The sequence below is a fragment of the Veillonella caviae genome (genome assembly GCF_003992125.1).
GTDB lineage: Bacteria > Bacillota > Negativicutes > Veillonellales > Veillonellaceae > Veillonella > Veillonella caviae.
Window position 1 is genome coordinate 1 of record NZ_RQUY01000030.1, and the last position, 15,243, is coordinate 15,243.

Genomic DNA, 15,243 nt, shown 5'->3' on the forward strand with positions numbered 1-15,243 from the left:
TGGAATGAGCTACATATGTCTACAAATTTTCCAACTTATTGGGATTAGTCACACACACTTTTTGTCCTATAACCCTAGATTTCATGAACATATAAAAATAGCGGATTATATTTTTTAGTAGTATAATCCGCTATTTTTTGTAGAAACTTATTTGATTTTTAACATGTGAGTTGGTTTTTAAGCCTTACTCTATTAGTGTTTTAAATATTATTATACATTAAAACGGAAATGTGTTACATCGCCGTCTTTCATTATGTAGTCTTTGCCCTCTAGACGGACAAGGCCTTTTTCTTTTGCAGCGTTTTGGCTACCGCATGCTTCGAGGTCTGCGAAGGATACGATTTCTGCACGGATAAAGCCTTTTTCGATGTCAGAATGGATTTTACCAGCTGCTTGCGGTGCTTTTGTACCATTTACGATAGTCCATGCACGGGCTTCCATTTCACCAGCTGTAAAGTAGTTGATGAGACCGAGAAGGGCATAGCTTGCTTTGATTAATTTTGTTAGACCCGATTCAGATAGGCCTAGGTCTTCAAGAAAAGCTGCAGATTCTTCGTCTGATAATTCTGCAATTTCAGACTCGATGCGAGCCGATACAACAACGATACCAGAACCCTCAGCTGCTGCATATTCTTCTACGCGTTTTACATGTTCGTTAGCAGAGTAATCAGATACTTCGTCTTCGGATACATTAGCTACATAGAGAGAAGGCTTTGCGGTGAGTAAAGTCAATTCTTTAATCATGTCTAGCTTTTCTTCTTCAAGTCCTTGAGCACGGACTGGCTTGGCCTCACCTAAACCTTCGATGATGCGTTCCAATAATGGTAATTCAGCGCGTGCGTCTTTGTCGCCAGATTTAGCTAGTTTTTCAATGCGTTGTTTGCGTTTTTCTACGGACTCAAGGTCAGCTAAACACAATTCTGTGTTAATGATTTCAATATCGCGGATCGGGTCGATAGAACCAGCAACATGGGTGATGTTAGGGTCATCGAAGCAACGGATTACTTGTGCAATAGCATCTACTTGGCGGATGTGACTTAAGAATTTATTACCTAAACCTTCGCCTTTAGATGCGCCAGCTACGAGACCAGCAATATCTACGAAACGCATAGCTGCAGGGAGAATTCGTTTAGAACCATACATATCCGCCAATACTTTCAAACGGTCATCTGGAACATCTACGACGCCAACGTTTGGTTCAATTGTACAGAATGGATAATTCGCCGCCTCTGCGCCTGCCTTTGTAATAGCGTTGAACAATGTGCTTTTACCAACATTTGGAAGGCCTACAATGCCTACTTCTAAATTTGTGCTCATGGTACCACCTTTATAATAAATGATTTCGTTCGTTGTGAAAGCTCCTTTCGGAACCTTGTCGACTATATATTATATCATAATATAAATAGAATAAGCCATAAAAGGTTACTTGTGTGTTCCTAATACAGGCAAGCTTCGTGTCGCTAATAATTGTTCTTCTCATAGAAAGCATAGTATATTGATTTTTAAAATCTAAAATAAGATTCAGGCTCATCCATAACTAATAGTTGTGGCTCGTTTGCTAATGATCTAGCAATTAATACTAATTGTAATTGGCTTCCACTTATATTAGTGACCTTTTTTGAAGCGAGCGAAGATATGCCTACTTTTTCTAGTACGTTTGCGACAATTTCATAATCTTTATCATTAGGAACTGAAAAGGTTCCTATATGTCTACTCTGCCCCATTAACCAGTAAGTAATAGCTGGTAATTTATCGTAGGGATCAGCAATATATTTAGTTAATGATATGAGTGCACTAAATATTGCCGAAATTATCATTCCTGATAAGACTAATGAGTGTGGCGTAATTTCATTTCTGAGCCGTGCAAGGCTGTATGTAAGACAAACGCTAATTATACCAAAGACAAGTGCAAATGCTGTGGCATGTATATTGATTCCAGATATAAGAGTACCTAGAGCAGCGCCAAATGCTGCACCGGAACTTACTCCTAAAATATCTGGACTCACTAGTGGATTTCTAAAAATACCTTGGAAGACTGTACCGGTTATAGCTAATCCGCCACCGACAAGTATATTTAGTAAAATGCGTGGAATGCGGAGATTCCAAACTACAGAGGCATCAATATTCATAGCGGCAGCTTCTTTTCCATTTAATATAATATCTAGTATTTGATCTGGAGGTAATAGATAGCGTCCAGTCATTATGGGAAAGTGTTATAGCTAATAGGAGGCCTATTAGAAGTATTAGTGTTGTAAATATATATTTTTTGTTAGATGTCATGTGCGGCCCTTAGTTAAAGTGAAAGAGTATTATTAAACGAAGTATTTAATATGGTATTTAACTCATTATCTGTGAGTGGATATTTGTAGAAGGTATTATAAAAAGCTTTAATATCGTTTCTAAGCATTTGTATTTATACTATGATAATATCCTTTGTTTTTACCGTTTCACCAATAGTAGATAATAGAACCTTATCCTCTATTGATGGATGGTTGGGCTTTTTGCGGGAATTGAAATTTAAAACAAAAAAGTTACTGTCTTATTTTCAAACAGAATATTATATGGTTATTCAATTGACAGTTATCTAGCAAAGTATGTTATTATATAACAAATAATAGATATAATATTTTTTATATCTTTTAACGTACAAATAAATAGAATTTAGGTGTTTTATACTTAATAGAGAAGTTGGTATAAGCCAACACGGTCACGCCGCTGTAATGTGGAGCAAGCCTCAAGAATGTCACTGGGAAACTGGGAAGGCGAGGGAGCGATGAAACAGAGTCAGAAGAACTGCCTAGATTCGTGCATTATTATACTTACGAGCGATGGGTGTATATGAAGATATAATAGAATCTATTATATAGTATTTTGAGGAAATTATATTGTGGATTTATTAAGACCTTTTGCCAGCAGGTGAGAGGTCTTTTTGTTTCTGTTACCCCCTTAGTCACGAGTGTATTGCAATTTGTACATTTTAACATTGTAGTTTTTGGTGGGAGGTACGAAATGAAGAAGCTTTTAGTATTCATGCTTACATTAGTATGTCTAGCTTGTTTGGCAGGTTGTGGCAAGAGTAATGATGCTAGTTCTGAAAGAATGAAAAATGGAGAAGTTGTTATTTCGGTAGGGAAATACATGATTTCTGGTGGATATGATCCTACACTGGGGTGGGGCATGTGGGGGCCAGATCCATTTCATAGTGGATTACATCGATATAACAAAGACAATAAGCTAGAAAAAGATTTAGCCACAGACGTAGCTGTGTCAGGTGACGGATTAGAATATATTATTAAAATTAAGAAAGATGTTAAGTTTTCAGATGGTAAACCATTGACGGCTCGTGACGTTGTGTTTACGTACCAAACTGCTAAAGACGCTAAAAATGCAGTTGACTTAGCTTTTTTAGAAAGCGTGCAAGCCATTGATGATTATACTGTAAAATTTACTCTAAATAAGGCTTGGGCACCATTTATTGAAACTACCGCTACATTAGGGATTGTGCCTGAGCATGCATATAAAAAAGATACTTATGGAGATAATCCTATTGGTTCAGGACCATGGAAAGTAATATCCTTCCAAAAAGAACAGCAGTTGATTATGGTTCCAAATGAAAATTATTATGGTGAAAAACCTAAATTAAAAAAAGTAACAGTTTTAAATATTGGTGAGGATGCGATTTTAGCTGCAGTTAAATCGGGTCAAGTTGATGTGGCTTTTGTCAATCCTGAATATGCAAATGCAAAAGTGGAGGGCATGAAGTTGACTGTTATGGATTCAATCGATGCATTTGCTGTAAATCTTCCGATGGTGGCAGAACATGAGGAAAATGGCGTTTTAGTAGGAAATAATATTACTTCTGACTTGGCTATTCGTCAGGCCCTTAACATTGGGATTAATCGAGAAGAGATTATTAAAAATGCTTTAAATGGCTTTGGCGAGCCAACGATGAATTTCTCTAAAGATTTAGATTGGACAAATGAGGCCTTAACCGAAAAAGATAATAGAGTCGAAGAAGCAATCCAAATACTAGAAAATGCAGGTTGGATAGACAGTGATGGCGATGGTATTCGTGAAAAAAATGGCGTAAAAGCTACTTTCACTATTACTGGTCGATCTAATGATTTACAACGCTATAATACAGCGGTAGCATTAGCAAAAAATGCTGAAAAACTAGGTATTAAAATAGAGGCTAAATCGATGGCGTGGTCTGAAGCTAGAAAAATCGCGAAAAATATTCCTACAATGTGGGCATTTGGTGACTTCAGTCCTCAAGCATATTATTCATATTTCCACTCATCTCAAATCGGTAAAAATGTAATTAATAACCCAGCTATGTATAACAACCCAATAGTGGATGAACATATTATGGCCGCTATGAATGCAACCGACTGGAATACAGTTGTTGCAGAATTTAAATTAGCACAATGGGATGGGCAAACAGGACCTAAAGTAGATATCCCGTATCTATGGATTTGTACTGTAAAAGTGCCGTACTTAGTTAATGATAAATTAGATTTAGGTGTGCTAGGCGTAAACGAACGTGGGCAAGGTATGGGGATTGTTACGAATATCGATACTTGGACATGGAAATAAGAGGACTTTATGAAAAATCAGTTAATAACATTTATTAGCAAACAATGCATACGATTAGTGTTGCTATTGATTGCAATAAGTATGATTAGTTTTGCTCTTTTAGTAATGTCACCCATAGATCCTATTGATGCGTATTTTACTGGTGTTGCTGTATCTGATGAACAAAAAGCTATAGTTAGTGCATATTGGCAATTCGATAGGCCTCCAGTAGAACGCTATTGGCATTGGGCCACGAATATGCTGTCGGGCAATTGGGGTGATTCTTTTGTGTATAAGGCGCCTGTTTTGCAAGTTATTTCTGATAAATTTACGAGCACCTTATTATTGATGTTAGTATCCTGGAGTTTATCTGGTGTAGTTGGCTTTTCATTAGGGGTCATTAGTGGTATTTATCAAGGTAAAACCTTAGATCGTTGTATAAATTATTTTGCACTAGTTTCAGTATCCACACCAGTATTTTGGTTAGGCATTTTGCTTGTTATGGTGTTTGCTGTTGAATTACAATGGTTTCCTATTGCTTTATCAACACCTATAGGTAAATCAGTGGAAGATGTCACTTGGTTAGAACGATTACATCATTTAGCATTGCCAGCTATTACGTTATCAATTACAGGAGTTTCTGCTATTGTTTTACATACCCGAGAAAAGATGATTGACTGTATGAATAGTAATTACATGCTATTTGCAAAAGCGCGTGGAGAATCACTGTGGGTACGTGTGAAGCGTCATGGACTACGAAATGTTGCAATTCCTGCAGTTACACTGCATTTTGCTTCGTTTGCAGAATTGTTTGGTGGTGCAGTTCTTGCAGAGTCGGTCTTTTCATATCCTGGATTAGGTAGTGCAATTACTTTGGCTGGTTTACGTGGCGATGTTGCCTTATTATTAGGTGCAGCTATATTAAGTGCTATATTTGTGTTTTTAGGAAATTTAATTGCGAATATTTTATATATTATTATCAACCCAGAAGTGCAAGGGGGGAGGTAATACATTATGAAATTAATAGATAATAACAATAGTAAATACACAAGATTTAGCGTGAAATCTTTTAACCGACGCCAATGGGCTGGATTTTTTGTGGTTTTAGGGAGTTTGTTTTTAGTTATACTGGCACTGGTGGGGACATTTATGCCAGAACAAAGTTATGCCATTGATTACAATCATAAGTATGCTGCCCCATCATTATCCTATCTATTTGGCACTGATGAGTTGGGGCGGGATATGTTTTATAGAACGTTAAAAGGATTAGCGCTTAGTATTAAGATTGGTTTAATGGCCGCATTTGTTAGTTCTTGTATCGCTTTAGTATTGGGAACATTATCGGCCGTATTTGGTGGAAAAGTAGATAGTTGCATATTATGGCTCATAGACCTTTGTTTAGGTATTCCACACATTATTTTGATACTCATGATTTCGGTGTCATTAGGTGGTGGAGAAATAGGTGTGACAATAGGTGTGATTGCCACTCATTGGGCGCATTTAACTCGGTTAATGCGTGCTGAAATTATGCAGTTAAGAAATCAACCTTATGTACATGTGGCTAGAGGGTATGGACATTCCTATTTTACAATTGGCCGAAAACATTTTATTCCTCATGTTTTACCTCAATACATTATTGGTTTAGTTTTATTGTTGCCACATGCTATTTTGCATGAAGCGGGGATTACTTTTTTAGGATATGGTCTACCATTAGATGTTCCAGCGATTGGGATTATATTGTCAGAATCAATGAAGCACATTTCTGTAGGTATGTGGTGGTTAGGTTTTTTTCCAGGTTTATTATTAATGATTATAGTATTAATATTTGATAGAGTTGGAACGGCACTTAGAGAAATACTAGATCCTATGAGATCGCAGAAATAGGAGGAGTTATGGGTGAATTATTACGAATTGAACATTTAAGCGTAACTTTTTCTATGTATAGAGATATATTTTCGCGAGTTGAGTCAAAAGGGATTGAAGATCTCTCTATTTCATTATACTCAGGTGAAATTTTAGCCATCGTTGGTGCTAGTGGATCAGGCAAAAGTTTATTGGCTCATGCTATTATGGATTTATTACCTTATAATGCGATAGTACGCGGGGATTTTTACTATCAAGGTGAGTATGTTGATGGAAGAAGATTAGAACGATTGCGAGGTACTGAGCTATCTTTAATTCCTCAATCGATTACTTATTTAGACCCTACTATGAAAGTGGGAAAACAAGTTATACAAGAACAGTTTGAGATGGATCAATGTAAGTCTATTTTTGCTAAATTAGATTTAGCAGAACATGTGATTTCTTTATATCCATTTCAACTATCAGGCGGAATGGCAAGACGAGTGTTAGTGTCAACCGCATTGATTTCGAATGCTTCAGTTATTGTTGCGGATGAACCAACACCCGGTATGAGTGTTACTGATGCAGTAGAAACGTTGCAGATGTTGAGGCAAATTGCCAATGAAGGGAAAGGTTGTATACTTATTACTCATGACTTGGATTTGGCTATTGAAGTAGCTGATCGTGTTGCTGTTATGTATGATGGGCGCATCATTGATATTGTACCAGCGAGTAATTTTAAACGAGGCGTACTCACACATCCTTATACAAATGCTTTATATCGTGCATTACCACAGAATGATTTTAAAAGTTATACTGCTGATGAAGTAGAGTCGTTTTTAAGAAAGGGTGGAAATCAACATGTTGGAAGTGAGTAATTTGGAATTTTCTTATGATGATGGTAGCCCTATATTGAAAGATATATCTTTTTCAATTTCTAAAGGGGAGCGGGTCGCTTTATTGGGACCGAGTGGTTATGGTAAAAGTACATTAGGAAAAATAATAGCTGGACATATGAATCCTGACAAAGGAACTGTATTACTTAACAATCAAAAACTCTCAAAATATAAGGGATATAAACCAATCCAACTTATATACCAACACGCAGAAAAAGCTCTTAATAATCGATGGAAAATTAAAGATAGTTTATATGAAGCCTGGGACATACCAGTGGAATTATTAGAACGTATGGGCATTAATCAGTCCTGGTTAGATCGCTGGCCTAATGAACTATCTGGCGGGCAACTACAGAGAATTTCGGTTTTACGTGCATTAAGTCCTAAGACACAGTTGTTGATTGCCGATGAAATTACAGCAAGTTTAGATACTATTACACAAGCACAGTTATGGAATGTTGTGGGGGACGTATTAGACACAAATAATACATCATTGTTGATGATTACTCATAATGAATCCTTAGCTAAGCGCATTTGTAGTCGTATTATACAAATTGAATCGTTATGTACATGTACATAATAAAGTGAATGTGGTAAATAACACAATAAAGCTCCAATATCTATGTTGGTGTAGGTTTTTACGCGAAGCGTATGAAGCCAAACGAATATAGGTGTTGGGGCTTTTTTTATCGTTGCTTTCTTATTTATATAATGCCGCGACACTCGTTCCGAGAATCAGCAGAATATTTCATAAGTCATGGTATTGGCTAGCGTTGCAATTTCAAGAGTCATAATACTGTTTACTTAATAGGCTTGCTTTATATAATATTTTGTTTTTGCCTTATAACTATAAGGTTATACTTTAGTAACTATTGGATTCTATGAAAGCTAACTTTATTTCGATATAATGAACACATCAGTTGACAATACATTTCTTCGTAGCGTGGTGAGGTTAACTAATATAAATTAAAACTTTGTAGATATAACACATAAATATTCGAAATGGTTGCTTTTACAAATGGAAAATTAATAATGATATAGGAGGTTTTCATGGAATATGTAGTATTAAGTAATGGCATCTACTCCAAGTGAAGTGGATGAATTGAAATCGTTGATTCAAAAATAAAAAAGCCCCCGTAAGGGGACTTTTTTATTTTATAAAGAATGTGCTCTTAATTCTTCAGCAGATTGTGTGGAAATCCGAGCTGGTGGAATGTCGAATACCGTGTAGCAACCTGTGCCACCGTGTTTAGCGAGACGGTAGATGCCACGAGCGTATGCCACAAGGGCGGAGCCTGTGAATTCAGGGTTAGAATCGAGTTTTAGGGAGTACTCAATAACATGGCGAGTACCGTCTGTGCTTTCACCAGAGCGAAGGACGAAACCACCATGTGGAATACCTTTGTGGTTTGCATCGAGTTCTTCTTGGGAGATGAAGTTAACTACTGTTTCATAACCTACAAAGTAGTTTTCCATCGTTTTGATTTCGTTTTCGATTTTTGCTTTGTCTGCATCAGGTGCAGCTACTACATAGCACTCGCGAAGGTGACCTTTGTAACCGTCAACGTCAGGAGTACCACCATTGCGGATGTCTTCTAAGTATTGTTCTTTAGGAACCGTGTATTGACGTGCGTCTAGTACGCCATCGATACGGCGGATTGCATCGGAGTGACCTTGGGAAACGCCACGGCCCCAGAATGTGTAGGATTTGCCTTGAGGCAAGATGCTTTCAGCAAAAACACGTTGCAAGGAGAACATGCCTGGATCCCAACCGCAAGAGATAAGAGCGGCAGTGCCAGCTTCTTTTGCAACTTTGTTAACATTGTCGAAATGCTCTGGAATGCGGGCATGTGTATCGAAAGAGTCGATACATGTGAAATATTTTGCTACCAATGGAGTTTGGTCGATAAGGTCTGTAGCGGAGCCACCACACAATACCATAACATCGATTTTACCTTTGAAATTTGGAAGGTCTTCCATAGTGTAGCTCGGTACACCAGATACAGTTGTGAGTCCTTGACGGCGAGAGAATACGCCTACGAGTTCCATATCTGGTTGTAATTTAACAGATGCTTCTACGCCGCGGCCTAAATTGCCGTAGCCAACGATACCAATACGAATGTTGCTCATATTAGCCTCCTATATAGTATAAATGCAATAATAATCGTCCTTATTATATCACTAAATTTATAGATATAATAGGTTTTCTATAGAAAATTGGAAAGACCATAAAAAGGATTTACCCACTGTGGAGTAAATCCTTTTCTATTATATCATTAGAATTGTAATGTTTTAATGCGTTCTACAGCGCGGATTGTATTTTCGCGACTGCCGAAAGCTGTTAAACGAAGGTAGCCTTCACCGTGCGGGCCAAAGCCGGAACCAGGAGTAGATACGATTTGTACTTTTTCTAATAATAAATCAAACAATTCCCAGCTCGTCATAGTACCTGGTGTTTTGAGCCAAATGTAAGGCGCATCTACGCCACCGTAAACGGTGAGACCAATGGACTCAAGACCTTCTTTAATAATGCGAGCATTTTCTTTGTAGTACGCAATATTAGCCCGTGTTTGTTCGCGACCTTCTTGTGAATATACTGCTTCTGCACCGCGTTGGATGATATAAGGAACACCGTTGAATTTAGTGCATTGACGGCGATTCCACATAGGGTTAAGGGATTCTCGTTTACCAGATTTAGTTTTTGCTGTTACTTCTTTTGGCACTACTGCGTAAGCGCAACGAGTACCAGTGAAACCAGCAGTTTTAGAGAAAGAGCGGAATTCAATAGCTACTTCACGAGCGCCTTCGATTTCGTAGATGGATTTTACAGTGTCTTCTGTACTGATGAAAGCTTCGTAAGCGGAGTCGAACATCAATACTGCGTCATTGTCTTTACACCATTGAATCCATTCTGCTAGACGGGCACGGCTCAATACTGTGCCAGTTGGATTGTTAGGAGAGCAAAGGTAAACAATATCTACACGATCAGATGGGAATTCTGGGGAAAAATTGTTTTCTGCAGAGGTAGGAAGATATACAACTTTTTGAAAAATGCCGTTTACAGCTTCGCCTGTACGACCGCCCATAACATTGCTGTCTAGGTAAACAGGGTATACAGGGTCTGTAATGGCAATGATGTTATCTTCGCTGAATAATTCTTGAATGTTACCAACATCGGATTTAGCACCGTCAGATACAAATACTTCGTCCATACCAATTTCGATGCCATGTGGTTTGTAATCGCCTTCGATGATGGCTTTTCTGAGGAAATCGTAACCTTGCTCAGGACCATAACCACGGAAGGTTTCGGCTTTGCCCATTTCTTGTACTGCTTTTGTCATTGCGTCGATAATTGCTGGTGCCAATGGTAATGTTACATCACCGATACCGAGGCGAATGATATCCGCATCAGGATGCGCCTCTTGGTACGCATTAACTTTTTGTGCAATAGTTGCGAATAAATAAGAACCTTGTAGGTTTAAATAATTTTCATTTAAATTAGCCATAATGACTCCTTTTCTAATTAGTTTTAAATCTCTCTATATATAGTAATAGATATGAAAGATAGGTGCAACTATTTTCTATAGAATTTTATAATGAATGGATAAAATGGATACAATTAAAATACCAGCCGTTCATGTTATAATTGTAATATAAAGGCTTTTATTATGTACAGGAGGTTAGTATGATACCAACCATCGATACAAAAGGGTGGCTTTTTATTTCCATACTTAGCGCCCTTATGGCGTTTACATCGTTGTCAACGGATATATATTTGCCTGCTATGCCACAGATGGGGCGTGATCTCCATGGTGATGCGGAGCTAACACTAACAGGTTTTTTGATCGGATTTTCTTTTGCCCAGCTATTTTGGGGAGCTATTAGCGATAAGATTGGCCGTAAAATACCGCTTATCATCGGTATGATATTATTTGTCATCGGATCCATCGGTTGTGCCATATCAACTTCTATGTATGAGCTTTTGGCATGGCGTGTGTTCCAAGCCTTTGGCGCCTGTGTAGGACCTATGTTATCGAGAGCCATGATTCGAGATTTGTATAGTCGGACGGAAGCGGCTAAGATGCTGTCTACATTGGCTATTGTTATGGCTATTGCACCTATAGCAGGACCTATGCTAGCAGGACATTTATTATTATGGTTCTCATGGCACAGCATATTTTGGCTATTAGTAGGAATAGGGACGATTATGTTTTTCTTTGTCCTTGTACTGCCAGAGACGCATCCTTTAGAGAGGCGCAGTACACGGAGTGTGGTGGCAACTTACAAAAATTATTGGATATTGTTACACAATAAAGGATTTATGAAATATACATTATGTGTATCGTGCTTTTATATTGCTATTTATGCTTTTTTGACGGCGTCACCTTATGTATATATTGATGTATTTCATGTGCCTACAGAACATTTTGGGTATTTGTTTGCGCTTAATATTATTGGTGTTATGATTTTGAGTGCTATTAATAGACGCATCGTTAGTGCTATTCGTTTGGATCGATTGTTACGATATGCATCATTATTTTCTGCACTCTGTGTTTTGATTGTTTTAGCATTAATGTTTGCAGGCTTTACATCATTACCGTTGATTGTGATAGGCTGTTTTTTATTCTTCTCTATGAATGGCATCATTGCTGCTGTAACGAATGCGTTAGCATTAGATAGAGCCGGTAAAATGGCTGGATCAGGGGCGGCGCTCTTAGGATCTATGCAATATGGTAGTGGTATTGTGTCATCTGTGATTCTTACCTTTTTACCGAATGACTCGGCTTTTCCTATGATGATTGTCATTGGTGTATTTGTTATTGTTTGTGCTATTATCGCATATCCATCGGATGAGCAGTATAATCGTATATGAGAATATAGGGTGGTAACTAATAGTTGCCACCCTATAATTTTTATATTCGAGAAATAGCGTTTTGGTGTGATGCATATAGAGAAATTGACTGGTAGCTAAATATCATAACATTATAAATACTACACCGAATAGGTGGATCTAAAATTTGATTTACCTATTTTTAATTTTATGCTATTATACATTAACAAATATCTTATATTAGCTATATTGTCTATATTATAGAACTTATAATCATTGGTTATGAATAGTGCAGGTAAATTGAGAAAGAGGGAAGTATTATGAAATCAAATATGTTTGCATGGTTATGTGCCACTGTGATTACGGCGTCTCCATTAGGATTGAGTGTTGCGGCAGATATGGTTAGTGAAAGTGTACCTAGTACAGTTGTGCAGGATACTAGCAGTACAGTGGCTGGCACAAATAGATTAACTGGCAATGCAATGAACATTGCGTCAGGAATCGTTAATTCTGTAGAAAAAGGGCAACGTAGTGACGCTATATTAGGTATTACGAATTTGACTACCGTATATGGTGATGGTCAGATGGTATCTGCTATTGCTATTGAATATCCATCAAAGGTGAAACAGTCGGCGCTTTCACAAGAAACCTATGCTATAGCAGGCAAAGAGATTGAGGCTGTATATGTTAATGACGACCCGCAAGTCAGTGATAAGCACAATAAAAAATCTGGCAAATACGTCATCGTTGAATTTAAACATACTAACTCAGTGCCATTCACATTAACACAGAAACCTCGTAATAATGAAGGGGAAAGTGCACAAAAAAATGATGGGCCTAAGGATGCGAGTATGCGTTCTGATAGACAACTGCCTAATTTGAGTACTCAAGTAGAGCAGTTGGCACCAATCTTGGCTAAAAACGGTGTTATTTACGGACCTACTCAAGGTGCCATTAGCAATACAACGGTAGCTCCCTCCATTATAGATGAATTTAAAACGTATCATTATACAGATGAAAGCATCGGTGCTACCATGCCGTACAATATTTATTTGCCAAAAAATTACGATCCTAATAAAACATATCCTCTCTATGTATTTATTGGCGATGCGAGCACGAATATTAACAATGATAAGGCCGTGCTATTCCAAGGTAACGGAGCCACCATTTTTGCTACCTCCGAAGAACAAACTAAACATGAAGCCATTATTTTAGCACCTCAATATACGCAAGATTTGGTGGACCAACTGGGGATGATGACTACAGACGAAAATAAATGGACTACAGGGTTACAATTAGTGACGAATTTGATTAACCACGTTATTGATACATATCCAGTGGATACAAATCGTATTTATGGTTCTGGACAATCTCAAGGTGGTATGGCTAACATTGCTATTTCTGATCGTTATCCAAGTTTATTTACTGCACAATTTCTCGTGGCGTGCCAATGGAACACGGACGAAATGAAGGCATTGAAAGATAAAAAATTATGGATTCTCGTATCCGAAGGTGATACAAAGGCATATCCAGCTATGAATATTGCTACAAAAAATTGGGAAGAACTAGGCACAAAAGTAGCTCGTAGCAATATGTGGAATAGCTATTCTACACCTACAGAATTTAACGCTTTGGTGAAATCCACAGAGGCGCAAAACGCACGTATTAATTATTCTGTATTTGAAGGTGGTAGTCATATGTATACCTGGTCTGTAGCGTATACGATTGAAGGTATCCGTGATTGGTTGTTTAGTCAAACAAAAGCAGAATAATGATGGGGCACTCGTGATTGATGACTGCGTATTTACAAACCTGTGGTTAGTTCAACTCGAAATAGATAGGGAAAAAATAATCAGTTACTCCATTTGATTTTAGTTGAAATTAATATGAATTTAAGATATAATAGTAAAGCTTATTAATGGTAAGCACTTCCTACCCCTATGTGTCGATAGGGGCATTAGTCCGAAAGAGGAGGTGATTTTGTATGAACAAATACGAAGTCATGGTTATTGTGAAACCAGCTGAAGAAGAAGCAACTAATGCTGTCATTGAAAAAGTGGAAGCTTTAATTGCTCGTGTAGGCGGCACAGTAGAAAAGGTAGATCGTTGGGGTAAGCGTCGTCTTGCTTACGCAGTGAAAAAATTCACTGACGGTTTCTACGTATTGGTTAACTTTGAAGCAGATCCTGCAGAAATCAAAGAAATCGATCGTGTATTGAAAATCAACGATGATGTCCTAAGACACCTGATTGTTAAACACGATGCATAATTAAAGCCTGGAGGAAAACATGAACTCTGTACAAATCCTAGGTAATTTAGCTCGTGATCCTGAAGTACGTTTTACTAAGACTGGTAGAGCGGTAGCTACTTTCACAGTAGCTGCTACGAACACTTATATTGACTCTACAACTAATGAAACGAAAGAACAAACTGCTTTCATTAATTGTGTTGCATGGGGCAAACTTGGTGAAGCTGCAGGTAATCTTCGCAAAGGCAGTCGTTGCTTTGTAGAAGGTCGCTTGCAAACTCGTTCTTATGAAACGCAGGATGGTCAAAAACGGTACGTTACTGAAGTAGTAGCGAACTTTGTGGGCCAATCCCTTGATATGAATACTAATTCTTTCGATGGTGGGTCCAATTTTGATAGTTTCAGCTCAGGCGGCGATGATGAACACATCCCGTTCTAGTGTTAGGGACTCCTACTAATTCGAAAAGGAGGATTCGCAATGAGAAGAGATAGAGGCAGAAAGCCAAGAAGAAAAGTATGCGTTTTCTGTGCAGACCATATCGATCAAATCGACTATAAAGATGTTGCAAAACTTCGTCGTTTTACGACTGAACGCGGCAAAATCTTACCTCGTCGTATTTCCGGTACTTGCGCAAAACATCAACGCAAATTGACTACATCTATCAAACGTGCACGTGCAATCGCTTTATTGCCATTCACTGCTGAATAATTGATGAATCAAGGCGGTATAACCGAAAGGTTGTACCGCCTTTTTGCATTATGGCATATTAAATTGCGGCTTATAGGACAAAAAGTGTGTGTAAAAACCCTTGTAATACTAGTAAATATCTAGTGTTATAAGGGTTTAATCT

The 15,243-nt window shown here is 37.9% G+C and carries 14 protein-coding genes and 1 riboswitch; of the genes, 10 read left to right on the forward strand and 4 right to left on the reverse strand.

The window, feature by feature from the left end; translation table 11 throughout:
• Positions 1-210: 210 nt before the first annotated feature.
• Together ychF and EO120_RS09335 are read right to left on the reverse strand one after the other, a co-directional pair.
• Positions 211-1,317: a redox-regulated ATPase YchF gene (ychF, locus tag EO120_RS08575; protein ID WP_127135062.1), complete on the reverse strand. Its 1,107-nt coding sequence runs from the start codon at positions 1,315-1,317 to the stop codon at positions 211-213.
• Positions 1,318-1,502: 185 nt separating this feature from the next.
• Entirely contained in the window at positions 1,503-2,201 is a 699-nt protein-coding gene (locus tag EO120_RS09335; RefSeq protein WP_241234927.1) for an iron chelate uptake ABC transporter family permease subunit, read from the reverse strand.
• A gap of 445 nt (positions 2,202-2,646) precedes the next feature.
• A riboswitch (cobalamin riboswitch) is annotated at positions 2,647-2,815 on the forward strand.
• A 194-nt stretch (positions 2,816-3,009) separates the two neighbouring features.
• Here EO120_RS09335 and EO120_RS08590 point away from each other — a divergent pair.
• From EO120_RS08590 to EO120_RS08610, 5 genes are read left to right on the forward strand one after another with little or no spacing between them, the layout of a single operon-like run.
• Positions 3,010-4,596: an ABC transporter substrate-binding protein gene (locus EO120_RS08590; protein ID WP_127135063.1), complete on the forward strand. Its 1,587-nt coding sequence runs from the start codon at positions 3,010-3,012 to the stop codon at positions 4,594-4,596.
• Positions 4,597-4,605: 9 nt separating this feature from the next.
• The gene (locus EO120_RS08595; RefSeq protein WP_127135064.1) at positions 4,606-5,583 is read left to right on the forward strand and encodes an ABC transporter permease; all 978 of its coding nucleotides are present in this window, start codon (positions 4,606-4,608) and stop codon (positions 5,581-5,583) included.
• 6 nt (positions 5,584-5,589) lie between these two features.
• Entirely contained in the window at positions 5,590-6,459 is an 870-nt protein-coding gene (locus EO120_RS08600; RefSeq protein ID WP_127135065.1) for an ABC transporter permease, read from the forward strand.
• Positions 6,460-6,467: 8 nt separating this feature from the next.
• The gene (locus tag EO120_RS08605; protein ID WP_127135066.1) at positions 6,468-7,295 is read left to right on the forward strand and encodes an ATP-binding cassette domain-containing protein; all 828 of its coding nucleotides are present in this window, start codon (positions 6,468-6,470) and stop codon (positions 7,293-7,295) included.
• On the forward strand, positions 7,279-7,893 hold the full coding sequence (locus EO120_RS08610) for an ABC transporter ATP-binding protein (RefSeq protein WP_127135067.1): 615 nt from the start codon (positions 7,279-7,281) through the stop codon (positions 7,891-7,893). Before EO120_RS08605 ends, EO120_RS08610 begins: the two co-directional genes overlap by 17 nt.
• Before the next feature lie 575 nt (positions 7,894-8,468).
• Here EO120_RS08610 and EO120_RS08615 read toward each other — a convergent pair.
• Positions 8,469-9,443, reverse strand: coding sequence for a diaminopimelate dehydrogenase (locus EO120_RS08615; protein ID WP_127135068.1), 975 nt, complete (start codon positions 9,441-9,443; stop codon positions 8,469-8,471).
• 146 nt (positions 9,444-9,589) lie between these two features.
• Complete coding sequence (locus EO120_RS08620; RefSeq protein ID WP_127135069.1) at positions 9,590-10,819, reverse strand: LL-diaminopimelate aminotransferase; 1,230 nt, start codon at positions 10,817-10,819, stop codon at positions 9,590-9,592.
• A gap of 182 nt (positions 10,820-11,001) precedes the next feature.
• Between EO120_RS08620 and EO120_RS08625 the strand changes: the two genes are divergently transcribed.
• The 5 genes from EO120_RS08625 (at position 11,002) to rpsR (ending at position 15,101) form a co-directional block, all read left to right on the forward strand.
• A complete protein-coding gene (locus EO120_RS08625; RefSeq protein WP_127135071.1) occupies positions 11,002-12,186 on the forward strand; it encodes a Bcr/CflA family efflux MFS transporter in 1,185 nt (394 codons plus the stop codon).
• Positions 12,187-12,464: 278 nt separating this feature from the next.
• The gene (locus EO120_RS08630; RefSeq protein WP_241234929.1) at positions 12,465-13,916 is read left to right on the forward strand and encodes an alpha/beta hydrolase-fold protein; all 1,452 of its coding nucleotides are present in this window, start codon (positions 12,465-12,467) and stop codon (positions 13,914-13,916) included.
• A 212-nt stretch (positions 13,917-14,128) separates the two neighbouring features.
• Positions 14,129-14,413, forward strand: coding sequence for a 30S ribosomal protein S6 (gene rpsF / locus EO120_RS08635; protein ID WP_005377647.1), 285 nt, complete (start codon positions 14,129-14,131; stop codon positions 14,411-14,413).
• A gap of 19 nt (positions 14,414-14,432) precedes the next feature.
• Positions 14,433-14,831 carry a single-stranded DNA-binding protein gene (locus EO120_RS08640; RefSeq protein ID WP_127135070.1) on the forward strand — a complete coding sequence of 133 codons (399 nt, stop codon included), beginning with the start codon at positions 14,433-14,435 and terminating at the stop codon, positions 14,829-14,831.
• 39 nt (positions 14,832-14,870) lie between these two features.
• The gene (rpsR, locus tag EO120_RS08645) at positions 14,871-15,101 is read left to right on the forward strand and encodes a 30S ribosomal protein S18 (protein WP_004693795.1); all 231 of its coding nucleotides are present in this window, start codon (positions 14,871-14,873) and stop codon (positions 15,099-15,101) included.
• Positions 15,102-15,243: the final 142 nt, after the last annotated feature.